Annotated in this window: 24 protein-coding genes; 13 read left to right on the top strand and 11 right to left on the bottom strand. The window is 69.8% G+C overall.

Annotated features, from left to right (window positions below):
• Window positions 1-158: 158 nt before the first annotated feature.
• From ACXJKQ_RS22965 to ACXJKQ_RS22955, 3 genes are read right to left on the bottom strand one after another with little or no spacing between them, the layout of a single operon-like run.
• Window positions 159-1,091 carry an ABC transporter permease gene (locus ACXJKQ_RS22965; protein ID WP_457108009.1) on the bottom strand — a complete coding sequence of 311 codons (933 nt, stop codon included), beginning with the start codon at window positions 1,089-1,091 and terminating at the stop codon, window positions 159-161.
• Entirely contained in the window at window positions 1,057-2,016 is a 960-nt protein-coding gene (locus tag ACXJKQ_RS22960) for an ABC transporter permease (protein ID WP_457108008.1), read from the bottom strand. Before ACXJKQ_RS22960 ends, ACXJKQ_RS22965 begins: the two co-directional genes overlap by 35 nt.
• Before the next feature lie 16 nt (window positions 2,017-2,032).
• Window positions 2,033-3,823, bottom strand: a complete 1,791-nt coding sequence (locus ACXJKQ_RS22955) for a peptide ABC transporter substrate-binding protein (RefSeq protein ID WP_457108007.1) — start codon at window positions 3,821-3,823, stop codon at window positions 2,033-2,035.
• A gap of 334 nt (window positions 3,824-4,157) precedes the next feature.
• Here ACXJKQ_RS22955 and ACXJKQ_RS22950 point away from each other — a divergent pair, with 334 nt between their 5' ends.
• A complete protein-coding gene (locus ACXJKQ_RS22950; RefSeq protein ID WP_457108006.1) occupies window positions 4,158-5,579 on the top strand; it encodes a M20 family metallopeptidase in 1,422 nt (473 codons plus the stop codon).
• Between the two features lie 12 nt (window positions 5,580-5,591).
• On the opposite strand, the gene phnE (ACXJKQ_RS22945) is transcribed toward ACXJKQ_RS22950, so the two are convergent.
• From phnE (ACXJKQ_RS22945) to ACXJKQ_RS22925, 5 genes are all read right to left on the bottom strand, one after another.
• A complete protein-coding gene (gene phnE / locus ACXJKQ_RS22945) occupies window positions 5,592-6,407 on the bottom strand; it encodes a phosphonate ABC transporter, permease protein PhnE (RefSeq protein ID WP_457108005.1) in 816 nt (271 codons plus the stop codon).
• Complete coding sequence (gene phnE / locus ACXJKQ_RS22940) at window positions 6,404-7,219, bottom strand: phosphonate ABC transporter, permease protein PhnE (RefSeq protein ID WP_457108004.1); 816 nt, start codon at window positions 7,217-7,219, stop codon at window positions 6,404-6,406. The genes phnE (ACXJKQ_RS22945) and phnE (ACXJKQ_RS22940) overlap by 4 nt, the downstream gene beginning before the upstream one ends.
• Complete coding sequence (phnC, locus tag ACXJKQ_RS22935; RefSeq protein WP_457108003.1) at window positions 7,216-8,022, bottom strand: phosphonate ABC transporter ATP-binding protein; 807 nt, start codon at window positions 8,020-8,022, stop codon at window positions 7,216-7,218. Before phnC ends, phnE (ACXJKQ_RS22940) begins: the two co-directional genes overlap by 4 nt.
• An 8-nt stretch (window positions 8,023-8,030) precedes the next feature.
• Window positions 8,031-9,053: a phosphate/phosphite/phosphonate ABC transporter substrate-binding protein gene (phnD, locus tag ACXJKQ_RS22930; RefSeq protein ID WP_457108002.1), complete on the bottom strand. Its 1,023-nt coding sequence runs from the start codon at window positions 9,051-9,053 to the stop codon at window positions 8,031-8,033.
• A gap of 264 nt (window positions 9,054-9,317) precedes the next feature.
• Window positions 9,318-10,214 (bottom strand): LysR family transcriptional regulator, encoded by an 897-nt coding sequence (locus ACXJKQ_RS22925; RefSeq protein WP_457108001.1) that lies wholly within the window; start codon window positions 10,212-10,214, stop codon window positions 9,318-9,320.
• A gap of 118 nt (window positions 10,215-10,332) precedes the next feature.
• On the opposite strand from ACXJKQ_RS22925, the gene ACXJKQ_RS22920 reads away from it, so the two are divergent.
• The 6 genes from ACXJKQ_RS22920 (at window position 10,333) to ACXJKQ_RS22895 (ending at window position 16,787) form a co-directional block, all read left to right on the top strand.
• Window positions 10,333-11,280, top strand: coding sequence for an ABC transporter substrate-binding protein (locus ACXJKQ_RS22920; RefSeq protein ID WP_457108000.1), 948 nt, complete (start codon window positions 10,333-10,335; stop codon window positions 11,278-11,280).
• Window positions 11,277-12,140, top strand: coding sequence for an ABC transporter permease (locus ACXJKQ_RS22915; RefSeq protein WP_457107999.1), 864 nt, complete (start codon window positions 11,277-11,279; stop codon window positions 12,138-12,140). The genes ACXJKQ_RS22920 and ACXJKQ_RS22915 overlap by 4 nt, the downstream gene beginning before the upstream one ends.
• A complete protein-coding gene (locus ACXJKQ_RS22910) occupies window positions 12,133-12,915 on the top strand; it encodes an ABC transporter ATP-binding protein (RefSeq protein WP_457107998.1) in 783 nt (260 codons plus the stop codon). Before ACXJKQ_RS22915 ends, ACXJKQ_RS22910 begins: the two co-directional genes overlap by 8 nt.
• Complete coding sequence (locus tag ACXJKQ_RS22905; RefSeq protein ID WP_457107997.1) at window positions 12,915-13,829, top strand: polysaccharide deacetylase family protein; 915 nt, start codon at window positions 12,915-12,917, stop codon at window positions 13,827-13,829. Before ACXJKQ_RS22910 ends, ACXJKQ_RS22905 begins: the two co-directional genes overlap by 1 nt.
• A gap of 21 nt (window positions 13,830-13,850) precedes the next feature.
• A complete protein-coding gene (gene atzF / locus ACXJKQ_RS22900) occupies window positions 13,851-15,656 on the top strand; it encodes an allophanate hydrolase (RefSeq protein WP_457107996.1) in 1,806 nt (601 codons plus the stop codon).
• Window positions 15,657-15,779: 123 nt separating this feature from the next.
• Window positions 15,780-16,787 (top strand): dienelactone hydrolase family protein, encoded by a 1,008-nt coding sequence (locus ACXJKQ_RS22895; protein ID WP_457107995.1) that lies wholly within the window; start codon window positions 15,780-15,782, stop codon window positions 16,785-16,787.
• A gap of 38 nt (window positions 16,788-16,825) precedes the next feature.
• On the opposite strand, the gene ACXJKQ_RS22890 is transcribed toward ACXJKQ_RS22895, so the two are convergent.
• The gene (locus ACXJKQ_RS22890; RefSeq protein ID WP_457107994.1) at window positions 16,826-17,197 is read right to left on the bottom strand and encodes a hypothetical protein; all 372 of its coding nucleotides are present in this window, start codon (window positions 17,195-17,197) and stop codon (window positions 16,826-16,828) included.
• The gene (locus ACXJKQ_RS22885) at window positions 17,194-17,658 is read right to left on the bottom strand and encodes a hypothetical protein (RefSeq protein WP_457107993.1); all 465 of its coding nucleotides are present in this window, start codon (window positions 17,656-17,658) and stop codon (window positions 17,194-17,196) included. The genes ACXJKQ_RS22890 and ACXJKQ_RS22885 overlap by 4 nt, the downstream gene beginning before the upstream one ends.
• A gap of 1,312 nt (window positions 17,659-18,970) precedes the next feature.
• Between ACXJKQ_RS22885 and ACXJKQ_RS22880 the strand changes: the two genes are divergently transcribed.
• The 6 genes from ACXJKQ_RS22880 (at window position 18,971) to ACXJKQ_RS22855 (ending at window position 24,808) form a co-directional block, all read left to right on the top strand.
• Window positions 18,971-20,995 (top strand): beta strand repeat-containing protein, encoded by a 2,025-nt coding sequence (locus tag ACXJKQ_RS22880; protein ID WP_457107992.1) that lies wholly within the window; start codon window positions 18,971-18,973, stop codon window positions 20,993-20,995.
• Between the two features lie 97 nt (window positions 20,996-21,092).
• On the top strand, window positions 21,093-21,416 hold the full coding sequence (csgH, locus tag ACXJKQ_RS22875) for a curli-like amyloid fiber formation chaperone CsgH (RefSeq protein ID WP_457107991.1): 324 nt from the start codon (window positions 21,093-21,095) through the stop codon (window positions 21,414-21,416).
• A 317-nt stretch (window positions 21,417-21,733) separates the two neighbouring features.
• On the top strand, window positions 21,734-22,312 hold the full coding sequence (locus ACXJKQ_RS22870; RefSeq protein WP_457107990.1) for a hypothetical protein: 579 nt from the start codon (window positions 21,734-21,736) through the stop codon (window positions 22,310-22,312).
• 4 nt (window positions 22,313-22,316) lie between these two features.
• Window positions 22,317-22,811, top strand: a complete 495-nt coding sequence (locus ACXJKQ_RS22865; protein WP_457107989.1) for a curli assembly protein CsgF — start codon at window positions 22,317-22,319, stop codon at window positions 22,809-22,811.
• A gap of 116 nt (window positions 22,812-22,927) precedes the next feature.
• Window positions 22,928-23,830, top strand: a complete 903-nt coding sequence (locus ACXJKQ_RS22860; protein WP_457107988.1) for a CsgG/HfaB family protein — start codon at window positions 22,928-22,930, stop codon at window positions 23,828-23,830.
• A gap of 6 nt (window positions 23,831-23,836) precedes the next feature.
• Window positions 23,837-24,808, top strand: coding sequence for a lytic transglycosylase domain-containing protein (locus tag ACXJKQ_RS22855; RefSeq protein ID WP_457107987.1), 972 nt, complete (start codon window positions 23,837-23,839; stop codon window positions 24,806-24,808).
• Here ACXJKQ_RS22855 and ACXJKQ_RS22850 read toward each other — a convergent pair.
• Window positions 24,802-25,094, bottom strand: a 293-nt coding sequence (locus ACXJKQ_RS22850; protein WP_457107986.1) for a hypothetical protein, incomplete at its 5' end; no start/stop codon positions are given. The two genes, ACXJKQ_RS22855 and ACXJKQ_RS22850, sit on opposite strands and share 7 nt — an antisense overlap.

Below are 25,094 nucleotides of genomic sequence, written 5' to 3'. Positions count from 1 at the left end.
CCCTCACCCTGTCCCTCTCCCGCACGGGAGAGGGGACCCGCGCGTGATCCTGAAGTCGCAGTGCCGGAACGGCCGTTGACGTTGTTATGTCCCGCCGCGGGAGCGGGAGCGGGCGCGTTCGCGGCAAGCCGGCAGTCATCGGAGCCCGGCCGCATGCCCTAAAGCACCCGGCGCGGGTCGAGGGCGTCCCGCAGGCCGTCGCCGATGAAGTTGATCGACAGCACCGTCAGGAAGATCGCGCCCCCCGGGAACAGCGCCCAGTGCGGCGCGACGTCGAGATGGTCCTTGGCGTCGAACAGCAGCCGCCCCCAGGTCGGGATGTCGGGCGGGAATCCGAGCCCCAGGAAGGACAGCGTCGATTCCGCGATGATCGCCGCCGAGACCTCGATGGAGGCCGCCACGATCACCGGCCCCAGCGCGTTCGGCAGGATGTGGCGGCGCACGAGGTGCCCGGTCGTGGCCCCCTGCGAGCGAGCCGCCTCCACGAATTCCTTCTCGCGCAGCGTCAGGAACTGCGCGCGCACCAGCCGGGCCACCGGCATCCAGCGCAGGCCGCCGATCACCGCGACGATCATCAGGAACACGCCGCCCTGGCTGCCGAACACGGCCTTCAGGCTGTCGCGGAACAGGTAGATCACGAGGAGCAGCAGCGGCAGCTGCGGCAGCGACAGGAACAGGTCGGTCAGCCACATCAGCACCGGGTCGAGGAACCGGCGCGACATGCCGGCGAGGGCGCCCACCAGCACGCCGATCAGGCTCGCCACCGCCATGGCGGCGAAACCCACCGCCAGGGAGATCCGGCCGCCGTAGATCATCCGGGCGAGGAGATCCTGGCCGAGATCGTCGGTGCCGAACGGGTGGTCCCAGGACGGACCCTGGAGCTGGGCCGCGAAGTCGATGTCGTCGATGGCGACCGGCCAGAGCAGGCCGCCGAACACCACGCCGGCGACGAGGAGCGCCAGGACGCCGATGCTGGCGAGCGCAAGCCGGTGGCGCCGGAACCGCCGCCACGTCTCCCGCCCCGGCGAGGCGGGCGCGCGGGCGAGGGCAGGCGCCTCATCGGAGGGCGATGCGAGGGTCGAGCCAGCCATAGAGCAGGTCCGCGACGAGGTTGAACAGGATGACGAGGCCGGCGAACACGAAGGTCACGGCCATCACCACCGGCGTGTCGTTGGCGAGCATGGCGTCGATCAGCAGCGAGCCGATGCCGGGGATCCGGAAGATCTGCTCGGTGACGATGGCGCCGCCGAACACCGCTGGGATCTGGAGGGCGACCAGCGTCACCACCGGGATCAGGGCGTTGCGGGCGATGTGCCGGCGGGTGACCGTGCCCTCGGTCAGCCCCTTGGCGCGGGCCGTGGTGACGTAGTCGAGGCGGGCGACGTCCAGCGCTGAGGCGCGCACGTATCGGGTGTAGGAGGCGGCCTGAAAGAAGCCCAGCACCGCCACCGGCATGATCGCCTGCCGGACATTCGCCCAGATCCAGGGCAGGCCGGATCCCGGCAGGTCGGCCTGGTAGACGAACGGCAGCCAGCCGAGCTTGATCGAGAACAGCAGGATGAACAGCAGGCCGGTGAAGAAGGTCGGCAGGGAGAAGCCCACGAAGGCCAGCGTGTTGGCGACCTGATCGGCCAGCGAGTAGGGGCGCCGCGCCGCGTAGAGGCCCACCGGCACGGCGATCAGCAGCGCCAGGATCTGTGAGGAGCCGACCACGAACAGGGTCGTCGGCAGCCGCTGCAGGATCAGGGCGTCGACGTTCACCCGGCTGGCGAAGGAGAACCCCCAGTCCCCGTGCAGCATGGCGACGAGCCAGTGCAGGTAGCGGGTCAGGATGGGGTCATCGAGACCAAACTTGGCGCGGAGCGCCGCCCGGACCTCGGGCGGCACGTTCGGGTTGGTGGCGAGTTCGCCGAACGGATCGCCCGGCGCGAGCGCCAGGACGGTGAACAGGATCAGGCTGATGCCGAGCAGGCTCGGGATCGCGATCAGGAGGCGTCGCAGGATGTAGGCGCCCATGGCGCGGCGCTCCCGCTCAGGCCTCCCGGTACCATTCGGGCAGGAACGACAGGTCGTTGTCCCAGCCGCTGCGGGGGGCCTTCAGCGTGGCGCCGACCGCCGAGACCTCGGCGCGGTGGATCAGCGGCAGCACGTTCTCGGACACCGCGAGGTCGTTGCACCTGATGAGGAGCGCCGCCCGCTTGACCGGGTCGAGTTCGCTCTGGGCGGCGTTGTAGGCCGCGTCGTAGGCGTCGTTGCGCCAGCGCGCGACGTTGCGGCCCTGCCACTTGTTGGCCTTCTGGGCCACCTCCCAGGACGCGTACATGAGCAGCCAGATCGCCGGATCGGCCTGCGTCATGCTGTAGGCATACATCTCCATGTCGGCGTAGAAATGCGTGCAGGTGTCGGGATTGGCCGGGTCGGAGGAGAAGAACACCGAGCCGGTCACGGATTTCAGCTCGATCTCGATGCCGGCCTTGGCGGCGGCCTGCTTGATGATCGCCTGGGTCTTCTGCCGCGGGGCGTTGATCGAGGTCTGGAACAGCAGCTTGAGCTTCTTGCTGTCCTTGGCGCGGATGCCGTCGGAGCCCTTCTTCCAGCCGGCCTCGTCGAGGAGCGCGTTGGCGCGTGCCGGGTCGAAGGCGAACTGCATGGCCTTCGAGACGAAGCGCTCCGGGCCGTTGACCGTGTTGGCGGTCGCCTTGCCGGTGCGGCCGTAGATGTAGGTCTCGATCGACTTGCGGTCGACGAGGAGGTTGATCGCCTGGCACACCTTCGGGTCGGAGAAGGCGGGGTGCTTCGTGCTGATCGCGGAGCGCTCGCCGTCGACCTCGACGTTCGGGTCGGTGGCGTTCAGCAGCAGGAACTCGAGCTTGCCGCCGTAGACCACGTCGACCCGGCCCTTGCCGCCGGTCTCCAGGCGCTTCAGGACCTCGTCCTCGATCAGCATGTTCCAGGCATAGTCGTACTCGCCGGTCTGGAGCACGGCGCGGGCGGCCGAGACCGCGTCGCCGCCGCCCTTCATCTCGACGGTGTCGAAGTAGGGCCGGTTCGGCAGGTGGTAGTTCGGGTTGCGCTCCCCGCGGACGATGTCGCCGGGCCGGAACTCCACGAACCGGTACGGCCCGGTGCCCACGGGGGCGAGGTTCTGCGGCGCGTCCCGGGATTTGGCGCCGCTGTAGGGGCCGAACAGGTGCTTGGGCAGCACCATGCCGACGATGCCCACGAAGGCGTCGCACCAGTAGGGCGTGGGCTTGTCGAACAGCACCCGGACGCTCAGGTCGTCGATCTTCTCGACCTTGCAATCCTTGTAGGAGCCGGCCGTCACCGCCGCGGTGGCGGGGTCCCGGGCGTATTCCCAGGTGAAGACGAGGTCTTCGGCGGTCAGCGGCTTGCCATCGTGCCACGTCACGCCGGGCTTGAGCGTCCAGACCACCGAGCGGCCGTCGGCGGCGAGCGCCCCGTTCTCCTTGGACGGGATCGTGGCGGCCAGCACCGGCGCGAGGTTGCCGTCCGCGTCCCAGGCGGCGAGCGGCTCGTAGAAGATCCGCGAGGCGTCCTGGTCCTTGGTGCCGACGGCGAAATGCGGGTTGATCAGCGTCGGCGCCTGCCACCAGAGCAGCTTGAGCGCGCCGCCGCCGCCGGCCTTGGTCGGCTTGTAGCCGGCCCGCAGGTCGGCCGCCATCGCCACCCCGTTCCCGGCGAGCATCAGCCCGGCCATGGGCGCGGAGAGGCCCAAAGCCACCATCCGCTGCACGAAGGCGCGCCGCGACAGGCGGCCGTCCTTCACCCGACCGATGAGGCCGCGCAGATCCCGCTCGTCCATGTACGCATTCCCGTTGACCGCCGCGAGCGGCACAGCATCATTGCGGGAGCCGCAATGGCAAGGGGCGGGCCAGTGACGGTTCAACCGAAACGTGTTGACTGAGATCCGATTCGGACGACCCCGTGGCCTCGCCCCTGCATGCTGAGGCGTTCGACACGGCGTTCTGCCGGAGAGCTTGCGACGATCCGTCTTTGCGAGCGGAGCGAAGCAATCCAGCGGCGCCACGCTTCCTGAGGGCGCGCAGCCCTGGGTCACCTCGCTGCGCTCGCGATGACGGCGCGGAGCCCGCTATGATGGCGCGAACGCGACGCGCGACCTTCTCGGAGACGACACGATGGACAACCGCAACGCCGTGTGGCGCCAAGTCGACGCACAGTCAGAGCGGCTGATCGCCCTGTCCGAGCGCGTCTGGGGCATGCCGGAGGTCTGCTACACGGAAGCCCGCTCCTGCGCCGAGCACGTCGCCGAACTGCGCCACCAGGGCTTCCGGGTCACGGAGGCGGTCGCCGGCATCCCCACCGCGGTGATGGGCGAGGCGGGAGAGGGCGGTCCGGTCATCGCCTTCCTCGGCGAGTACGACGCCCTGCCGGGTCTGTCGCAGGAGGCGGGCGTCGCCGCGCACCGGCCGGTGGAGGCAGGCGGCCACGGCCACGGCTGCGGCCACAACCTCCTCGGCTCGGCGGCGCTGCTGGCCGCCACCGCCCTGAAGGACTGGCTCGCCGAGACCGGCACCCCCGGCCGGGTGCGCTACTACGGCTGTCCCGCCGAGGAGGGCGGCGCCGCCAAGGCGTTCATGGTCCGCGCCGGCGCCTTCGCGGATACCGACATCGCGATCACCTGGCATCCGGGCAGCTTCTGGGAGGTGGCGCCGCCGGTGGCCCTCGCCAACACCCGGGTCGACTTCGTCTTCACCGGGCGCACCGCCCACGCGGCGGCCGCGCCCCATCTCGGGCGTTCGGCCCTGGACGCCGTCGAGCTGATGAGCGTCGGCGTGAACTACATGCGCGAGCACATGCCGTCCGACGCGCGGGTCCACTACGCCTATCTCGACGCCGGCGGCATCGCCCCGAACGTCGTCCAGGCCGGCGCGACGGTGCGCTACTCGATCCGCGCCGGGGACCTCCTGGGCATGCTGGCGCTGGTCGAGCGGGTGAAGAAGATCGCGCAGGGCGCCGCCCTGATGACCGAGACCGCGGTCGAGGTGCGGATCGTCAGCGCGGTGTCGAACCTCGTGGGCAACGAGCCCCTGGAGCGGGCGCTACACGGCGTCATGGAGGAACTCGGGCCGCCCCATTTCGACGAGGCCGACCGGGACTTCGCCGGCAGGATCCGGGCGACGCTCACCGACGGCGACATCGACGCCGTGTTCCGCGCCATCGGGATGCCCCGCACGGAGGCGCCGCTCGCCGATTTCCTCGTACCCCTCGACGCGCCGCGCAATCCGGCGGTGGGCTCCACGGATGTCGGCGACGTGAGCTGGGTGGTGCCGACCGTCCAGGCCCACGCGCCCACGGTGGCGATCGGCACGCCGTTCCACACCTGGCAGGTGGTGGCGCAGGGCAAGAGTCCGGCGGCCCACAAGGCGATGGTGCAGGTCGCCAAGGCCATGGCCGCCACCGGCGCCCGGGCGGTGACCGACGCGGCCCTGCGCGACGCCGCGAAGGCGGACCTCGCCCGCCGGGTCGGCGCGGCGGGCTACGTCTCGCCGCTGCCGCCGGAGGTGGAGCCGCCGCTGGGGATGTCGCTGGGGCGCTGACGGGAACCCGCCTCAGAGCGTTCGGGCGCGCAGCGCCGTCACGACGATTTCGGCCAGGATGACGACGCCGAAGATCGCGGCGAGTACGACGGCGACCTGGTCCCAGTAGAGCAGGTTCAGGGCGGTATCGAGCGCGACGCCGATGCCGCCCGCGCCGACCAGCCCGAGCACCGCGGATTCGCGGATGTTGATGTCCCAGCGGAACAGCGCGATCGACCAGAAGGCCGGCTTCACCTGCGGCCAGTAGCCGAGCAGCAGCGTCGAGAGGCGCCCGGCACCCGCGGCCTGCAGGGCCTCGATCGAGCCGCGATTGGCCTCCTCCAGCGCCTCGGCGAACAGCTTGCCGGTGAAGCCGACGGAGCGGAGCGCGATCGCCAGGGTCCCGGCCAGCGGCCCCGGCCCGAACACCGCCACGAACAAGAGCGCCCAGACCAGGGAGTTCACCGAGCGCGAGGTCACGAACACGAACTTGGCGACCAGGTTCAGCGCGCGGTTGGGCGTGACGTTGCGGGCCGCCATCAGCCCGATCGGCACCGCGATCGCGATGGCGATCAGGGTGCCGAGCGTCGCGATGTGGAGCGTCTCCACCAGCGCCCGCAGGGTCGGCCCGACATAGCCGGCATCCATCGGCCACATCCGGCCGAACAGGTCGGCCAGCTGGTCGGGGGCGTCGTAGAGGAATTCCGGGATGACCTCGATGGTGCGCAGGCTCGCCACGAAGGCCGCCACCGCGCAGAGCGTGAAGGCGAGCCGCGCCAGCCGCTTCCACAGGGGGAAGCGCTGCCAGCGGCGCGGGCCGCCGGAAGCGGGCGCGAGCGCGATGCTCACTGGAACACCTTGCGGGCCCAGCCGGAGACGATCTCGGCCACCATGATCAGGGCGACGATGACGATCAGGATCGACAGCACCACGTCGAAGTCGAAGCGCTGGTAGGCGGTGAACAGCGTCGCGCCGATGCCGCCGCCGCCGACGATGCCCACCATGGTCGAGTTCCGAAGGTTGGAGTCGAGCTGGTACGTGGCGAAGCCGATGAAGCGCGGGAGCACCTGCGGCTGCACGCCCATGATCAGCGTCGACAGGAAGCCGGCGCCGGTCGCCCGCACCGCCTCGACCTGCTTCAGGGAGATCTCCTCGATCGCCTCGGCGAACAGCTTGGCGATGAAGCCCACCGAGGCGACGATCAGCGCCATGACGCCCGCGAGCGCCCCGAAGCCGATCGCCTTCACGAACAGGATCGCCACGATGATCGGGTGGAACGACCGGCAGAGCGCGATCAGGATGCGGGTCGGCCACGTCACCCAGGGCGGCATCAGGTTGCGGGCCGCCAGGAAGCCGATCGGCAGGGCGACCGCGATGCCGACCACCGTGGCGATCACGGCGATCTGCAGGCTCTCGAGGATCCCCGACTGGATCAGCTCCCAGCGGGAGAAGTTCGGCGGGAACATCCGCGCCAGGAACTGCTGCCCGTGGGCGATGCCGCCGGCGAAGCGCTCGGGCGAGAAGCCGAGCTGGGTCGCCGCGTAGACCGCGTAGGCGGCGAGGAGCGCCCAGCCGGCGCGGGCGGTCCAGTTGGGCCGGAACGCGACGCGGCCGGCGGCGGGGGAAGCGTCCGGGGAGGCCGGAGGGGCGGGCACGCTCATTCGAGCCAGTTCTCGCCGCCGTAGATGCCGCGCAGGTCGGCCTCGCTCAGCCGCTCCGGCGGCCCGTCATAGACCACGTGCCCGCCCGACATGCCGACGATCCGGGCGGCGAAGCGCTGGGCGAGCGCCACGTTGTGGATGTTGACCACCACCGGCACGCCGCGCTCGGCCGCGAGCCGGGACAGGATCTCCATGATCTCCACGGAGCTCTTCGGGTCGAGGGACGAGGTCGGCTCGTCGGCGAGCACGATCTCGGGCTCCTGCATGATCGCCCGGGCGATGCCGACGCGCTGGCGCTGCCCGCCCGACAGGGCGTCGGCCCGGCGCGTGGCGAAGCCCGACAGGCCGACCGCGTCGAGGAGGTCGAAGGCGCGGTCGATGTCGGCCTCGGGGAAGCGGCGCAGCCACGCCCGCCACGCCGGCACGTAGCCGAGCCGCCCGCAGAGCAGGTTCTCCATCACGGAGAGGCGCTCGACGAGGTTGTACTCTTGGAACACCATCCCGATCCGGCGCCGCGCCCGGCGCAGGGCGGGGCCGGAGAGCCGGGCGAGATCCTCGCCGCGGAACAGGATCTCCCCCGAGGTCGGCTGCACGAGCCGGTTGATGCAGCGGATCAGGGTGCTCTTGCCGGTTCCGGACGGTCCGATGATCGCCGTGAGGCCGCGGCCGGGCACCACGAGGTCGATGCCCTTCAGAACCGGCTGGCCGGCCCGGTACGCCTTGGTCAGCCCGCGGATCACCAGCGCGCGGGGATCGCCCTCGGGTCCGGCCGCCAACGCGCGCGCCGCGCTCCCCGCCGTCACGGCCTGCGTCACGGCTTGGGCGCGCCCGCGGCCTTCTTGCGGGCGGCCTCGGCCTCGCGGGCGGCCTCGCGCTCGTAGGCGACCTTGTTGTACGGGGTGCCCGAGTCCTCAGCGACCTTGCGGACGATCGCCCAGTCCTTGAGGTAGGTGATCGGCGCGAACCGGTCGTCGCCCTCGAAATCCTTCACCATGTCGGGCGGGAAGCGGAAATCGTAGAAGCACTGCTTCAGCTTCTCGGCGAGTTCCGGCTTGAGATCGTGGGCGTAGGCGAAGCCCGAGGTCGGGAATTTCTCGCTCGTATAGATCACCCGGTAATCGTCGCCCTTGATCGTGCCGCGGGCGACCATCCGGTAGAATACGTCGGAGGCCACTGGGGCGGCGTCGTAGTCGCCGGTTCCGACGCCCAGCGCAGACTTGTCGTGGCCGCCCGAGTAGAGGAGCTTGTAGTCCTCGCCGGGCTTCAGCCCCTGCTCGGGGAACAGCGCCTTGGGCGCGAGGTTGCCGGAATTCGACGACGGCGCCGTGTGGGCAACGCGCTTGCCCTTGAGGTCGGCCAGCGTCTTGTACGGGCTGCTCGCCTTCACCACGACGATCAGGTTGTAGCCCTCAGGCCCCTTCTCGGTGCCCTTGGCGGCGAACGGGATCGCGCCGGCCATGTTCACGGCGAAGCCGAGGGGGCCGGTCGAGAAGCCCGCCACCGTGAGCCGGCCGGAGCGCATCGCCTCGATCTCGGCCGAGTTCGACTGGACGGGGTAATAGACGACCCGCTTGCCCGTGCACTGGCTCAGGTAGGTCGTGAACGGCTTGAACGAATTCTCGTAGACTGCTGGATCCTCCACCGGCGTGTAGGCGAAGACGATCACGCTCGGGTCGCGGGTCTTGGCCGGGATGTCGGCGACGAGGTCCCTGTTGGCGTCGCAATAGGCGTCGTCGAGCTGGCCGCGGTTGGGGCACTCGTCGGCCCTGAGGGGCGACAGGGAACCGAAGCCGCAGAGCAGCGCCAGGGCTGCGCCGTATCGGGCGAATGTCACGCGGTAACCTCCCCTACGGGACCGTGCCGGAGGCCGGCGCCGTCATGCGCGCCCTCGATCCGGGGCGCGCGTTGGTCGGCAAATCTGTAAACGGCAGTTTCCGCGAGACGCAAGGCGTTACGTAAACCACACGTTGAAGGATCCGGCCCGGTGACAGGGCGCCCACGACGGCGTCTCGAAAAGCCTGCGGTCGCGGCCCGCTCGGGCGTCTGCATCGGGGCAATCCGGCGGAGCACGGGGCCGCGGAGCGGATCCCCGTGTCCGTCAGGCCCCTTCCCGGTTGAGCCGGGCCACGAGTTGATCGGCGAACTTGGCGGCTGCCACCGACAGGGAGCGTCCGCGCAGCTGCGCCAGCACGAGCGTCATCGGGGTGAGGTCGCGGGCATCGATCGGGCGGCTGTGCAGGCGCGGATCCTCGGGGATGCCGCTGAGAATCTGCAGGCTGACCACGTCCTCCCGCAGGGTGAGGTTGCGCAGGAATTCCAGCGAGCCCGACTCGACCGCAGGCCGCAATTCGACACCGCGCCGGGCCAGCGCGTGCTCGATGTGATGGCGGATGGCCAGCGAGTGGTCGGGCAGGGCCAGAGGGTGGGCGAGGCAATCGCGCAGCCGCACCGGTCCGCTCTCCGCCGCCAGCGCGTGGTGCCTGCGCATCAGCGCGCACAGGGTCTGGTGGCCGGAATAGAGCGGATGCAGTTCCGCCGAGGCCGGCGGCTGCAGGATCAGGGCGAGGTCGGCCTCGAAGGCCGCGAGCGCGGTCACCGCCTGCACGTGGTCCCGGACCCGCACGGTGAAGCCCACCTGGGGAAACCGGGCGCGGTAGGCCTCGACCTCCTCGGGCACCACCTGCGTGACGAAGGCCTGACTGCAGGCCAGGGCCACATGCCCCCGCCGCACCCCCGACAGGTCGGCGATCTGCGAGCGCACCCGGTCGAGATCGGCGACCTGATCGCGGATGTGCCGGGCGAACAGCTCGCCGGCCGCATTGAGGCGCATCCCCTGCGGCAGGCGTTCGAAGATCGGCGTGCCGAGTTCGTATTCGAGATCCTGGATCTGCCGGGTCAAGGCCGACGGCGTCAGGTTCAGCCGCTCCGCCGCGCGCCGGATCGAGCCGGCGCGGGCAATCTCGGCGACGCAGGTGACGGTGCGCAGATGCTTCACACCCGTATCCTGTGCGGGTGTTGCCTGAAATGCAACGGCACGCTCAAGATTTAGCACTTCCTCGCAACGGGGGCCGCGCCTAGCCTCGCGCCTATCGGGACTCTGCTGGAGCCGTTCGATGATCCGCCGCCGCACCCTCTTGGCCGGCCTTGGGGCCGGCCTCATCGCCCCCTTGTCCGGCGCCCGCGCCCAGGGCGCCCCGGTCACGATCCGGATGGGCTCGCTCAAGCTGATCCACTCGATCGCGCCGAGCTTCTACGAGCGATTCACCCCCGCGGGCGTGATCGTGGAGGTGGTGCCCTTCGAGAGCCCCACCGAGTGCAAGAACGCAGTCGTCACCAAGTCGGTCGATTTCGGGACCTTCGGCATCGCCGCCGCGACGCTCGGGGCCGCCGCCGGCGAGCCGGTTGTGGTCATCGCCTCGACCTGCAACCGCGGGATGGCGGTGATCGCCAAGAAGGATTCGGACATCCACGCCATCAAGGACCTGCGCGGCAAGCGGGTGGCGATCTGGCCCGGCAGCACCCAGGAGGTCTTCGTCCTGGAGCGGATGCGGATGGAGGGGCTGTCGGTGAAGGACATCACCCCCGTGCGGGTGTCCTTCTCGGAGATGCACATCGCGCTGGCCCGCGGCGACATCGACGCCTACGTGGGCGCCGAGCCGGGACCCGGAGTCAGCCTCGCCTCAGGCGTGGGGCAGCTCGTCGAGTACCCCTACGGCACTGAGATGGGCGCCCTCAACATGGTGTTCGGCGCCCACCGCGACACCCTCGCCGAGCGGCCCGACCTCGTCCGCACCATGCTGGAGATCCACCGCAAGGCCACGGAGTTCGCGGCCGGCGACCGCGACGCGATGATCGCCATGGCGGTGGCCAAGCTCGGACAGAAGCGCGAGGCGCTGGAACGCTCGGCCCCGAACGTCGAGCTGACCTGGCGCCTCGGGCCGGACGAGGTCCGGCAGGCCGGGGCCTACGCGCAGCACATGCTCGCCCTCAAGCAGATCAAGCGTCTGCCCGAACCCGGCTTCATCGACACCCGCTTCGTCGACGCGATGGGGCGGGCGTGAGCACCGGGGCCGAGGCCGGCGCCCTGCCGGTGCCGGGGCTCGGGCCGGCCTCCGCGCCCGCGCACAGGGCCGGCCTCGCGCTCGCCCGCCTGCGCCGGCTGGCGCTGGCCTGCATCGTGCCGGTTCTGCTGCTCGCGCTCTGGCAGGTCACCACTGCGGGCCGGCCCTACAGCCTGATCCCGCCCCCCGCCGAGGTCTGGGCGGAACTGCGGGACCTCGCGGTCGGCGGCGTCAACGACGACGCCTTCAGCGGCACGCTCTGGACCCATCTCGCGGCCTCGTTGAGCCGAGTCTACGGCGGCTTCGCGCTGGCCGCCGCCACCGCCCTGCCGCTCGGCCTGCTGATCGGCCGTGTCCCGCTGATCCGGGCGCTCCTCGATCCCGTCCTGCAGGTCCTGCGCCCCGTTCCGGTCACCGCGTGGCTGCCGCTGGCGATGATCCTGTTCGGCCTCGGGCCGCGCTCGGCCTTCTTCCTCGTGTTCCTCGGGGCGTTCTACCCGATCCTGGTCAACACGGTGTTCGGGGTGCGCTCGGTGGAGCCCCGCCTGTTCGAGGCGGCGGCGATGCTGGGCTGCACCGGGCCGACGCAGTTCGTCCGGGTGGTGCTGCCGGCGGCCCTGCCGTCGATCTTCACCGGGCTCCGGCTCGGCCTCGGCTTCGCCTGGGTGGTGATCGTGGTCGGCGAGATGACCGGCGTCCAGACCGGCCTCGGCGCGATCATCATGGAGGCGCGCCAGCTCTCGCGCACCGAGATCGTGATCTGCGGCATGGCGGTGATCGGGGTCGCGGGCTTCGTCTCCGACTGGCTGGTCATGCAGCTCGGCCGCCGGCTGCTCGCCTGGAGTCCGAACCATGGCTGATCCCACCATCCCGATCCTCGACATGCGCTCGGTCTCCAAGACCTACGCGGCGGGCGGGCGCCGCACGGAGGCCCTGCGCGAGGCGAACCTCACCGTCGCGCGCGGGGAGTTCGTCTGCCTGCTCGGCGCCTCTGGCTGCGGGAAGTCGACGTTACTGCGGGTCGCCGCCGGCTTCGAGGCGCCGAGTTCCGGCCAAGCGCTGATGTGGGGCAAGCCGATCGCCGGCCCGGGTCCGAGCCGGGGCATGGTGTTCCAGGATTACGGCCTGTTCCCGTGGCTCACCGTGCGGGACAATATCGGTTTCGGCCCGAAGGCGCGGGGGCGCCCGGCCGCCGAGATCCGCGATATCGCCGAGCGCTACATCGCGTTGGTCGGCCTCCAAAGCTTCGCCGACGCTTATCCGCACCAGCTCTCGGGCGGGATGAAGCAGCGGGTCGCCATCGCCCGGGTGCTCGCCAACGAGGCCGAGGTGGTCCTGATGGACGAGCCCTTCGGGGCGCTCGACGCCATGACCCGCGAGCGCCTGCAGGACGAGCTGCTCGACCTCTGGTCGCGCACCGGGCTGACGATCCTGTTCGTGACCCACGCCATCGAGGAGGCGATCTTCCTGGCCGACCGCATCGTGATGATGTCGCCCGGTCCCGGCCGGATCGAGGCCGTGCACGCCGTCGACCTGACGCGGCGGCGCGACGTGTCGAGCCCGGCCTTCAACGACCTGCGCCGGATGCTGGCCGCGCAACTCCACAGCCACCACGCCCCGCGGGCGGCCGCCTGATGGAGACCGCTCCCGACGATACCCGCCGACCCGAGAACCGCCTCGCCTACCGCGCCGCCGTCGACCGGCCGCGCCTGGCGCTGCCCGGGGGCCGGCACGTCGCCGTCTGGCCGGTGGTCAATGTCGAGCACTGGCTAATCGACCACCCCATGCCGCGCCAGATCCTGGTGCCGCCGACAGCGGCGAGCCTGCTTCCGGACCTGCCCAACTGGGCGTGGCACGAGTACGGCATGCGGGTGGGCTTCTGGCGATTCCTCGAAGCGTTCAAAAGCCGCGGCCTCCGCCCGACCCTGTCGATCAACGGCTCGGTCTGCACCGCGTATCCCCGCATCGCCCAGGCCGCACACGAGGCCGGCTGGGAGTTCATGGCCCACGGCTATCAGCAGGTCCCGACCCACCGGATCACGGACCAGCCGGCGATGATCGCCCGCACGGTCGCGGCGATCGCCGACGTCACCGGGCGTCCGCCGCGGGGTTGGCTCGGACCCGGCCTCACCGAGACCCTCGACACTCCCGACCACCTGCACGCGGCCGGCCTCGAATACGTCGGCGACTTCGTGGTCGACGACCGCCCGTGCCGGGTGGCGACGCGCACCGGACCGCTCGTGGCGCTGCCCTACTCGGTCGAGCTGAACGACATCCCGCTGCTCGCCATCCAGCACCACCGGGCCGACGAATTCGTCGAGCGGGCGCTCGCCCATCTCGACCGCCTTGCCGCCGAGGCCGCGGGTCCCGGCCCCCTCGGGGGCGCCAAGGTGATGGGCTTCGCGATCCACCCGTACATCACCGGCGTCCCACACCGGATCGGCCTGTTGGAGCGGCTGCTCGACGCCATCCTGGCGCGCCGCGACGTGGCCGTCATGCAGGGGGCCGAGATCCTCGACTGGTACCGCGCCACCGGCGACGAATCCTGAGCCGCGACCCGAGGAGCCGCCGTGCCTCCCTTTCCCACCCTCCCGCTCCTGCACGCGGCCTATGCCGCGGGCCTCGATCCGCGCGCCGTCGTGGCCGAGGCCTATCGCCGCCTCGCCGCGGTCGACGATCCCGGCATCTTCCTCGCGCTCGTGCCGGAGATCGAGGCTCGGGAGGCCGCAGCGGCGCTGCCGCCCTTCGATCCCGCGGCGATGCCGCTCTGGGGCGTGCCCTTCGCGGTCAAGGACAACATCGACGTGGCCGGGCTGCCGACCACCGCCGCCTGCCCGGACTTCGCCTGCACGCCCGCCGAGACCGCCCCGGCGGTGGCGCGGCTGCTGGCGGCCGGGGCGATCCTGATCGGCAAGACCAATCTCGACCAGTTCGCCACCGGGCTCGTTGGCCTGCGCACCCCCTATCCCGCCCCGCGCAACGCGATCGATCCGGCCTACGTGCCCGGGGGCTCCAGCAGCGGCTCGGCGGTGGCGGTCGCCCACGGGATCGTGTCCTTCGCCCTCGGGACCGACACGGCCGGCTCGGGCCGGGTGCCGGCGGCGCTCAACAACATCGTCGGGCTGAAGCCGTCCCTCGGCGCGATCTCCACCCGGGGCATGCTGCCGGCCTGCCGCACCCTCGACACGCTCTCGGTCTTCGCCGGCACGGTCGCCGATGCCGACGCGGCGTTCCGCGTCATGGTCGGCTTCGACGGCGCCGATCCCTGGTCGCGGGCGCTGCCCGTGCCGTCCGCCCCCGCCGGTCTTCCCCCTGGCCTGCGCCTGGGGCTTCCGGATCCCGGGAGCCTCCGATTCGGCGGCGACGGGCTCTCGGAAGCGGCCTTCACGGCGACGGTGGCCGATCTCGCAGCGCTCGCCGGCCCCGCGGCGCCGGTGGACCTGAGCCCGATGTTCGCGGTCGCGGCGCTCCTCTACGACGGACCATGGGTCGCCGAGCGCTACGCGGCGATCCGCCCGGTGATGGAGACCCGCCCCGGGATCCTGCACCCGACGACCCGGGCGGTGATCGCCGCCGCCGGGCGCTACAGTGCCGCGGATGCCTTCGCTGGCCTCTACAGCCTCGCGGCGCTGCGCCGAACGGCGGACGCGGTCTGGGAGCGCGTCGACGTGCTGGCGGTGCCGACCTATCCGCGCCCGCAGACCCGGGCGGCCGTGGCGGCCGATCCCATCGGGCCGAACAGCGAACTCGGGACCTACACGAACTTCGTCAACCTGCTGGACTGGTGCGCCCTCGCGGTTCCGGGGCGGGCGCGGGCCGACGGCTTTCCCTCCGGGATCACCCTGCTCGCCCCCCGCGGGTCGGACGGGCTGCTTGCGGCCCTCGGCGCGCGCCTGCATGCGGCCTGCGCCACCCGGATCGGCGCGAGCCCGATGCCGGTGCCGGCGGCGGAATTGGGTCCGGCCCGGGCGGCGTCCGGCGAGATCGAGCTGGCGGTCGTCGGCGCCCATCTGTCAGGCCTGCCGCTGAACCGCGAACTGACCGCGTGCGGCGCCCGCTACCTGCGCACGGTGCCGACCGGGCCGGAATATCGCCTCTACGCCCTGCCCGGTGGCCCGCCGCAGCGCCCGGGCCTGCTCCGTGTGGCCGCGGACGCGGGGGGCGCGATCGAGACCGAGGTCTGGGCGTTCCCGCCCGCCGCCTTCGGGGCCTTCGTGGCCGGCATCCCGGCGCCCCTCGGCATCGGGACCCTGCGGCTGGCCGACGGCACCGCGCCGAAGGGCTTCCTGGTCGAGGCCGCCGGCCTCGAAGGCGCCGCCGACATCACGCCCTTCGGCGGCTGGCGCGCCTACCTCGCCGGCCGCGCGGCCGCGTAGGGCCGAGCCCGCGACGATCCCCGAGGCTGACACCGAGCCCCTGCGGAAAACGGCTGCGCCCCCTCCCGTGGCGACAGAGCGCCCGGACCGCTGCTACGCTGGCCGTTTCGGTGGAGGGTTCCGATGCGGCGATCGATCCTGTTGCTGGTGGTGGGTCTCCTGGCCTGCGGCCCGCTCGCGGCGGCCGCCGATCCGGGGCAGGATGGCGTCGCCGATCTCGGCAGCTACGCCGCCCGGGTGGAGGTGCACCCCTTCGAGAGCCTGACTCTGACCGACCGTCAGTTCCTGACCGGCACGTCCGAGGGTGCCACGCCCGTCACGGTCGCCGGGATCCTGCGCATCGCCAAGGCGGGGACGGAGCGCCTGCCGACCGTGATCCTGATGCATGGCTCCGGGGGCCTGGGCGGCAACATCGAGTTCTGGCAGCGAGCCCTGGCGGCCCGCGGCCTCTCGACCTTCGCCATCGACGGCTTCACCGGCCGCGGCCTGACCAGCGTCAACACCGACCAGAGCCTCCTGGCGCGCACCAACCTGATCCTCGACATCTACCGGGCGTTGGGGGTGCTGGCCAAGCATCCGCGGGTCGATCCGGCACGCATCGCCGTGATGGGCTTCTCGCGCGGCGGGCAGGCCGCGCTCTATGCGGGCCTCAAGCGCTTCGACGCGGCCTGGAACCGCTCCGGGATCACGCCGGCCCTCTACCTGCCGGTCTATCCGGACTGCGCGATCCGGTTCCGGGACGACACCGCCCTGGTCGAGCGGCCGGTCCGCATGTTCGGCGGCAGCGGCGACGACTACAATCCGGCCGCGACCTGCGCCGCCTACGCCGAGCGGCTGAAGGCGGCCGGAGCCGATGTCGGCCTGACCGTCTATCCGTGGGCGCAGCACGTCTTCGACAACCCGGCCGGGCCGCCCCAGCCGGTGGCCGTCAAGGGCGCGCAGACCGTGCGCGGCTGCGCGATCCACGAGGCCGCGGACGGCGTGCTCGTCACGGGCGCGAACGCCACGCCGTTCACCTATGCCGATCCCTGCGTGCAGCGCGACCCGCATATCGGCTCGGACCCTGCCGCCCGCGCGGCGGCCCTGGCGAGCGTCTCGGACGCCCTCGACGCGGCCTTCCGGGCACGGTGACGGACCGTCCGCCGCGCGGCCATCGCCGCGGCGGCCCGTCACTCCAGATCGATGACGGTCCGCGAGGATGGCCGGGCGCTCGGCGCGGGGGCCAGCCTGTTGCCGAGGAAGTCGGTCTGCGGCGGCGGGCCGGGCTTGGCGGCGGCGGTGCCGCGGGCGGCCTGAACCGACTGTTCGGGACGCTCGGGTGCCGCCGGCCCCGCCACCGGCGGAAGCGGTGCGATCACGCGGCCCTCGGCTTGGTCCAGGCAGCGCCGGAGAGCGCTCGGATCCGGCAGCAGGGTGCAGTCGTTCACCGAGAGCGGGCTGGGTTGCGCGCAGGCCTCCCGCGCGCCGATCCCGAACAGCAGGGCCAGGGCGGCGCAGATCGCCCCTGCGACACGGGCGCGGCGAAACGGATCCGAGATCATGGCTGCGCCTGCCGGATCCGCGGATTGACCTGCCGGATCTCGATCTCGCTCGGCTCCGAGGGCAGCAGCTTGCGTGGCACCGGCGCCCCCGTGCGGGCGGCCTGCTGCTGCGCCTGGGGCGCCATCGGCTGAGGAGCCGGTGCATTGGCCCGGACCGGCTGCTGCTGCGGCGCGGGCGCGTCCGCCTTGTCGAGCCGGCCGAGGCGCACGCGGACATACGCGACCGAGTGGCTGGCCGCATCGAACCCGCACTCGTAGGTCACCCGCACCCATTCCTTGGCGGGACTGAGGAAGCGGATCGAATCGCCCCGATAGCGCACCACGGTGGAGGCGGCCTCAGGCGCCTCGGCCTGCTGGAAGATCTTGGCGAAGGGACGCGAGACCCACTCGAAATCCGTCGGGGCCTGCGCCTCGATCCGCGGCGCGCAGGCTTGGGACGCGAGTTCGTTGTTGGCGCGCACGCAGGCGGCGTCGCAGCCTGGGTTCGGGCTGGGGGCCGGCTGCGGCGACGCGGCAGCGCCAACCTGCGGCGGAGGCGACTGAGGTGGTGCAGACCCCGGTTGGCTCGCCGTTGACGCCGATTGCGCCAGTGCCGGCGCGAAGCTGGCGGACCAGACGGTCGCGGCCAGGAGCACCTTCTGCAGTCGCGATGAGCCGGATCGTCTCATCGAGCCCTCTCCTCCATCACATGCGCGGACGGTTCTCGCCCTGCGCGGGTTCGCGTCGACTGATCCGGCGCCCGACCGTCCCAGCAGCCAGCCGTTCGGCGGCGGAACTGCACTGTCGATCCTCCATCCCCGGGCGGCCTTGAAGGCTGCGCCAGCCATGAAGCCAATCTCCGACGGCCGTCAGCATACCGCTTTGACCCTATTCAGAGCGTGTCAAAAATGACACTTCACATCAAGGATCGATAAAAAATCGCCTCGACTGTGTTTTCACTGAAGACAGACTGAATTTCGAGGCCGGCCGGGATCATAACCCGCAGGGAAGAGGCTGCGCATCCGCAGTTTGCGCCCTCATCCTGTAGGGCGCGGGAGTATGGGACGGCCTTCCGTCTCGGGCGTGAGGGGGGTGTCCAATCGGCCGGACCGCGTCGAAGCATCGCCCGTCGCAGCCTGCCCCATGGTTCTGTGCGTGCTGAGTAAGTGGCGTGTTTCATGTCACGGCGTCGAGCGATTTCAAGATTCGCCGAACGTGCGCCGAAACACTCGATCCGCACTGCGGCATCCAATGTGCTTCGATCCGACATAGACTGACAAAGGGAGTCTTAAATCTCCGGATAATTCTAAAAAAGGCAAGATCGATCGACTTTACGTCCGTTCGTGATCCATCGTGATTTCCTTTGTCCTCTGCGAATTAACAAAAACAGTCAAATCGTCTCTGAAATCGCTAGACACCGGCCAGCTAAGCCGTTAACAGACCATTAATGACGCATCGGTGTCGCTTCGCGATCCGTAGCGACTGATTTTCAAACTAAATGATCGCGATTCGAAGAGCATCCGCTGCCATGCAGTCGGGTGGAAAAGTCGTTGCCTGATAAATAGAGGCGCATATTCTACCTATTTAGGATTAATTTGCGTCATTTATGCCATTAAAGGCAGCAATTAGCCTGCGAAAACTGCTTACACGGATCCTAAGCACTAGACAGCCCGGCAAAGTCAGTTACTCAATGGCTAAGGTCCACCCCAGGCCGATGTCCCGGGATGAGACTTGGCAGCCGGATACGACGGCGCCGCTCGCCATGAATTGGCTCAGGGAGAGGGGAATATTTAAATGAATAAGCATCTGATCAGCCTGTCGATGGGCGTCGCCGCCATCGCTTTCACGGCTTCCGCCTACGCGGCGGGCGGCAACAGGACCTATACGAGTCAGCCCAGCAACTCGAACACGATCACCATCAACCAGAACGACACCGGCTCCGGGGTGGAGAAAGTGACGGCTGGCAACGGCGGCGGCAACTCGGTCGGCTCGCTCTTCCGGCCCTTCACGCAGGGCGGCGGCGACGGCAACGTCTTGACCGTCAACCAGACCGGCACGGGCAACGCGCTCGGCACCCGGTCTGGGGGCGGTGAGCAGATCGGCGCGGGCAACACCGCCAATGTCACCCAGGAGGGCATTAAGGGTCGCGTCGAGCTGCAGCAGAACGGCGGCAACAACGGCGTGACCGGAACGAGCCCCACGCTTGGGGGCAAGTTCGGCGCCTCGAACGGTACCAACCTCATCAAGCAGGACGACAAGACCTCGAACAGCTTCATCGACCTGACGCAGATCGGCAGCGACAACGTCTTCAACCTGCAGCAGTCCGGCTCCGACAACGGCCAGACGATCAAGCAGAACGGCGACAGAAACCGGGTTGTGACCGGTCAGGATTCGGCGTCGTCCAACAGCAGGATCAATGTCACTCAAAGCAAGACTGGCGGTGGAAACCCGAACTCGGTGGTGGCCACCCAGTCGAGCGCCACGGATACGACTGCAACGGCGACGCAGACGGGCAACGGCAACACCGTGACGCTGGATCAGAGGGGCACGAGCCTTCAGAGCGCCTCGACCATCACCCAGGTGGGCAACAACAACGAAGTTGACAGCCGGCAGCGGGACCTCGTCAGCAACTCGCAGATTGTTGTCAACCAGAACACTGACCGCAACTATGCCCTGGTTCGGCAGGAAAACAACGTGTCGAAGAGCACCATCACCGTGAACCAGGGTGGCGGCACCGGCAACCGCGCCGCGGAGGCCTCGCAGACGAACGGCGTCTCCAACGACACCCTCACCGTGACGCAGTTCGGCACCGAGAACGTCGCCAACAGTCGCCAGTGGAACGGAACGCGCAACAGCACGATGACCGTGTCGCAGACGGGTGACCACAACAAGTCCGACGCCTACCAGAACGCTGAAACCGACAAGGGCACGATCACGATCACGCAGATCAACAACTTCCAGGATGCGACGGCCACTCAGAACGCCGCCAAGAACAGCTCGATCACGATCGCTCAGTCCGGCGGTGGGAACGTTGCTCTCGGCGAACAGAACTATGTGAGCAACAGCAAGATCGATCTGACTCAGACGGCCACCAACACCGGCTTTAACTACCTGTACGCTGCTCAGCTCTACCAGGATGGCAGCTCAATCACTGCGTCTCAGACGGGCACCGGAAACATTGCCTACTACCAGCAGGGTTACGCGTACGGTCTTGGCGATCTGACCCTTGGCGGCAAGAACAACACGGTGAAGGCCGTCCAGAGCGGCATGAACAACGAAGCCTTCACCTGGCAGACGGCCGGAGACAAAAACTCGATCGGCATCACGCAGGCTGGAACCGGCGGCAAGATCGGCGTGTACCAGCACAACGGAAACGGCAATGGCGCCGACCTCTTCCAGAGGAGCGGCAGCACGGGCGCCGTCGCCCGGCTCGAGCAGAATGGCAATGGCAACTACGCGTACTCGCGGCAGAGCGATGTCACCAACACGCTGACCGGACCCGGTTCCGCGCCCGGCACCTATAATACGACCGCTTCGGCTGCCCTGCAGTCCGGCACTGGCAACGTGCTGCTCAACTATCAGTCCGGGACCAACAACTCGGCTTCCGTGTCTCAGGTTGGCATCCTCAACGGGATCATCAACACGCAGTCCGGAACCGGCAACGTGGCTGAGCTTGTCCAGAACGGCAACCTCAATGGCATCGTCGGCTCCCAGAGCGGCACGGGTAACCAGGCCTCTGTCACCCAGAACACCAATGGCAACGTTGCCGTCTATGCTCAGGCTGGCAACACCAACGTGCTGAACGTCCGTCAGCACTAAGTCGCTCGGCCGGCTTTCGGCTCCAGCGCCTAACACCAAAGAGGGCCGCGCCGACCAGCGCGGCCCTCACCTGTCGCTGCAGACGCGAGGTTTCATCATGCCGGTCACGGCACCGAACGATCCCCCAGCCTTGCGCTGCGAGCTGACCCAGCAGGTCAGCGGCGGAATGGTCTCGATCTCCGGCCGTGTCTTCAGCGTCACCCCGGGACCCGGCACCTACCAACTGCGCATCGAGAAGTCCGGACCCTCCGGCACCTCGGTCATCAACCAGGGCGGCGCCTTCACCGTCCAGCCGCCGGAAGCCAGCGTGGTCGGGAACACGACCTTCAGCGTCGAGGCCGGCGCCCATTACAGGGCGCGCCTGCGCGTCACGGCCGGCGACGCCACCGCGGAATGCCAGGACGGCCAGGACCGGCTCTGAAGCCGAACGGCCGCCTTGCGGCAGATGCGCGACACGACCGCAGGGGCCGGCCGCACCGGCGCCGGGGATCTCTCATTTCCGGCCGTGCTCAGGGTCTTCGGCTTGGTTAGATGAAATCTGTTACTCATTTTGTGGGTGGAGATTTCCCCGATATCCACTTGACAATCGAATGACGTGGATAACGGGGCGACTTACGCGCTATGATCGTGTGGCATATCCACCACAGATTCAATATATGGGTGACGAAACTGCGGCATAGACTGTACAGCGTTCGACAATACTGATTTACGACCTAAAAGGCCTGACAGGAGGAGATCATGCGCCGCATGTGCCGCAGCCGGGCGAATGGGGGGAGGCTACTGCTTCTCGGCCTCGTCGCCGCGATCGCCGCAGGCTCTGCGAACGCGCAGGAGCGCGTTTCGATCGAGCAGGTCCAGGTCAATGCGCGGCGCTCCGCGGCCGCCCCACCGGCCACCGGGATCCAAGAGAGCGACTACATCCTCGGCGCCCAGTCCGGCATCGGGCTTCTCAACCCCGGCTACCTGCCTCCCTCGGCATCGGCAGCCTCCAATCAGGCGCGTGCGCTGCAGCTCGGTACAGGCAACGTCGCGAACATCGACCAATCCGGTTACGCGAACATCGCGATCCAAAGTGTCGTCGGTTCGCAGAATACCGTGACGCAGATGCAAACGGGCGGCCGCAATCAGTCGACGATATCCGTCATCGGGAATTCGAACGCGGTCGGCACCCAGCAGGAGACATCCGGCGCTGTAGCGGCGATCACGGTTCGCGGCGACAACAACGCGATCACGGCGCAGCAATCGGGCAACAACCCGCTGCCGATCGGCATCACGCAGGTTGGCAATGGCGCCAACGTGACGGTCACGCGGAAGTAAGGGCATGCGCCAGTTTCGAATCTCCGCTCCGATGGTGCTCGCCGCCGGCCTCCTCACGGGGGCGCCTACGCAGGCCGGCAGCCTCGTCTACCAGCCGGTCAATCCGTCCTTCGGCGGCAGCCCGCTGAACGGCTCCTGGCTCCAGGCCGAGGCGACGGCGCAGAACGATGCGTCCCGGCGCGCCCAGCGTCTCCAGCAAATCCAATCCGCGATCAGCTCCTCGAGCACGCAGAGCCCGGGTCAAATCTTCGCGCAGCAGCTTCAGTCTCAGATCTATTCGTCCCTCGCCAATCAGATCACGCAGGCGCTCTTCGGCGAGAATGCCCAACAGAGCGGCAGCTACAGCTTCGGCGGGTCGCAGGTCACGTTCCAGCGTCTGGGGGCCAACATCCAGCTCCAGATCTTCGACGGCCAATCGACCACGACTATCGTCGTGCCGGCGACGGCGGCCGTGGGCAGCGGCTCGACCGCCACGACGCCCCTCTCGGGCGCCCCCTGAGACCGGGCGCTCAGCGATGATACCCCATCATTTATGCCGGCCGGCTCTGCCCGCCCGCGCCGCGCGAGCGGATGCGGCGGCCCGGCACGCGGACCAGAACGGAGACGGCGTTGCCCGTGCATAGCCTTCTGAACAGTCTGGTCGGCGCCCTCGTGCTGTGCGCGGGTCTCGCGGCCTGTGCCCCGTGGGACCGCGAACTCCTGGCCCAGGCCCCCGTGGTGACGCCGCCGTCGCCCACCGACCTCAATCTCGAGACGCTGCCGCCGCCGACCCGTCGCGTCGACATCGCGATCTACAATTTTCCGGACCTCACCGGTCAGAACAAGCCGAACGACAACATCGCCGAGTATTCCCGCGCGGTCACGCAGGGCGGTGGCGCCTTCGTGGTCGACGCCCTGCGGCGCGCCGGCCGCGGCCAGTGGTTCTCGGTGGTCGAGCGCACCGGCCTCGCCAACCTGCTGCAGGAGCGGCAGCTCATCCGGGCGACCCGCCAGGAATTCGAGGGCGGGGAGGCCAAGCCGCTGCCGCCGATCCGGTTCGCCGGGCTGATCGTCGAGGGCGGCATCATCGGCTACGACGCCAACACCGTCACGGGGGGCGCCGGCGCCAACCTCCTGGGGGTCGGCGGCGACACCAAGTACCGGCGCGACGAGGTGACAGTGGCCATGCGCATCGTCTCCGTGCAGAGCGGCGAGGTGCTGAACAGCGTCACGGTGACGAAGACGATCTACTCGGTCGCCCTCAACGCCAACGCCTACCGCTACGTGGCGGTCGCCAAGCTGCTGCAGGTCGAGGCGGGCGTGACCCGGAACGAACCGACCCAGATGGCCGTCCGCGAGGCCATCGATCTCGCGGTCTACGCGACGATCATCGAGGGGACCCGCAAGAAGCTCTGGCGCTTCCGGGATCCGGTGCTCGGGACGCGGCTGGTCGACGAGTATCTCGCCCGCGACAAGCCGACGCCGCTCGAGGTCCCGGGGCCGGGTGTGCCGGTGGGTCCGCTGGTGGTCAAATCCTGAACGGTCATGCGTGAGCCGGTCGCCCACCCGCTGCGGTTCGGACTTCCACGCAGGCACGCGCACGGGCCGATCGCCTTCTGTCTCCTGATGTCCGCCGCCCTGACCCCGATCGTCGCACCGCGGGCGTCGAGCCCCGCCCCGGCCCCCGCGGCCTTGGAGCCGGTCGGTCTGACGCCCTTCGCGCGGATCGCCCCGCCCCCACAGGTCGAGCCGGCCGCCGGGCCGGACATCGGACCGGCGATGGCCGACCTGCTGGTCCTGGGCGGTGGCGCGTTCCAGCCGATCGAGGCGGTGTCCCGGCTGTTTCCGCAAGCCGACGGCGGCATGCACGCGCTGATCGCCTCCGCGGCCGCCGCCAACGACCTCCCGCCCGACTTCTTCCTGCGCCTCCTGCGCCAGGAGAGCGGCCTCAACCCCTACGCCGTGAGCCCGGTCGGCGCGCAGGGGATCGCCCAGTTCATGCCCGGGACCGCCGCGGAACGGGGCCTGCGGAATCCGTTCGACCCGGGAGAGGCGATCCCGAAATCCGCGGAACTCCTGCGGGAGCACCGCGCCCGCTTCGGCAATCTCGGCCTGGCCGCCGCCGCGTACAATGCCGGCCCGCAGCGGGTGCGCGGCTGGCTCGAGGGCCGTTCGGCCATGCCCGCCGAGACGCGCGACTACGTGGTCCGGATCACGGGCCGGCCCCTGGAGGAGTGGGCCATGCAGGCCGGCCGCGCCCTGCCCAGCTCGGCGCGGTCGTTCCTAGCCCCGCATGGTCTCGCCTTCGCGGAGGGCGGCCCCGTCGATGCGCTCCTGCGACCGGGCGCCCTGTTCGAGACGGCGGCGCGCGGCAGGCCGGTGCCGTCGACAACGCACGCCGCCACGGGCAAGCTCCGGCGTCCGGCGGCCCGGGTCCAGCAGCCGCGCTCCGAGCAGGCCCTCTGCGCCGTTCTGAACGGCGAGGGCCGGACCTGCCTGGTCCAGGCGGTCTACTGACGGGGCGCGATCTGCTCGACCTGGACTGCCTGGGCGGGCGACGACGTCCGGCGGCTCTGGCGAAGGCGCCGCCGCTTTCCGCGCCGGGACGCCGTCGCCGCCGGGATCGCGCCCGCGGCCTCCACCATGGATTTGTCGATCGCGGGCGGCGGCTGGAAGGCTGCGGGCCGCGGCCCGGGTGCGAGGCGTTGCCCTTCGTAGAGTTCGATGCAGTCCCTGAGGGCTGTCGGGTCACGGATGAAAGTGCAGTCGTTCACGTTTGGCACCGGCGCGCCCTGTGCAAGGG

Source organism: Methylobacterium sp. P5_C11, from assembly GCF_054049775.1.
The sequence above is the reverse complement of the archived record's forward strand: the minus strand, read 5'-3'. Positions and strand labels throughout refer to the sequence as shown.

Bases quoted from the DNA above. Each gene is read 5' to 3' on its own strand.
- ACXJKQ_RS22965 (WP_457108009.1), bottom strand. From the start codon at position 1,091: ATGGCTGGCTCGACCCTCGCATCGCCCTCCGATGAGGCGCCTGCCCTC.
- ACXJKQ_RS22960 (WP_457108008.1), bottom strand. From the start codon at position 2,016: ATGGGCGCCTACATCCTGCGACGCCTCCTGATCGCGATCCCGAGCCTG.
- ACXJKQ_RS22955 (WP_457108007.1), bottom strand. From the start codon at position 3,823: ATGGACGAGCGGGATCTGCGCGGCCTCATCGGTCGGGTGAAGGACGGC.
- ACXJKQ_RS22950 (WP_457108006.1), top strand. From the start codon at position 4,158: ATGGACAACCGCAACGCCGTGTGGCGCCAAGTCGACGCACAGTCAGAG.
- phnE (WP_457108004.1), bottom strand. From the start codon at position 7,219: ATGAGCGTGCCCGCCCCTCCGGCCTCCCCGGACGCTTCCCCCGCCGCC.
- ACXJKQ_RS22920 (WP_457108000.1), top strand. From the start codon at position 10,333: ATGATCCGCCGCCGCACCCTCTTGGCCGGCCTTGGGGCCGGCCTCATC.
- ACXJKQ_RS22910 (WP_457107998.1), top strand. From the start codon at position 12,133: ATGGCTGATCCCACCATCCCGATCCTCGACATGCGCTCGGTCTCCAAG.
- ACXJKQ_RS22905 (WP_457107997.1), top strand. From the start codon at position 12,915: ATGGAGACCGCTCCCGACGATACCCGCCGACCCGAGAACCGCCTCGCC.
- ACXJKQ_RS22895 (WP_457107995.1), top strand. From the start codon at position 15,780: ATGCGGCGATCGATCCTGTTGCTGGTGGTGGGTCTCCTGGCCTGCGGC.
- ACXJKQ_RS22890 (WP_457107994.1), bottom strand. From the start codon at position 17,197: ATGATCTCGGATCCGTTTCGCCGCGCCCGTGTCGCAGGGGCGATCTGC.
- ACXJKQ_RS22880 (WP_457107992.1), top strand. From the start codon at position 18,971: ATGAATAAGCATCTGATCAGCCTGTCGATGGGCGTCGCCGCCATCGCT.
- csgH (WP_457107991.1), top strand. From the start codon at position 21,093: ATGCCGGTCACGGCACCGAACGATCCCCCAGCCTTGCGCTGCGAGCTG.
- ACXJKQ_RS22870 (WP_457107990.1), top strand. From the start codon at position 21,734: ATGCGCCGCATGTGCCGCAGCCGGGCGAATGGGGGGAGGCTACTGCTT.
- ACXJKQ_RS22865 (WP_457107989.1), top strand. From the start codon at position 22,317: ATGCGCCAGTTTCGAATCTCCGCTCCGATGGTGCTCGCCGCCGGCCTC.
- ACXJKQ_RS22855 (WP_457107987.1), top strand. From the start codon at position 23,837: ATGCGTGAGCCGGTCGCCCACCCGCTGCGGTTCGGACTTCCACGCAGG.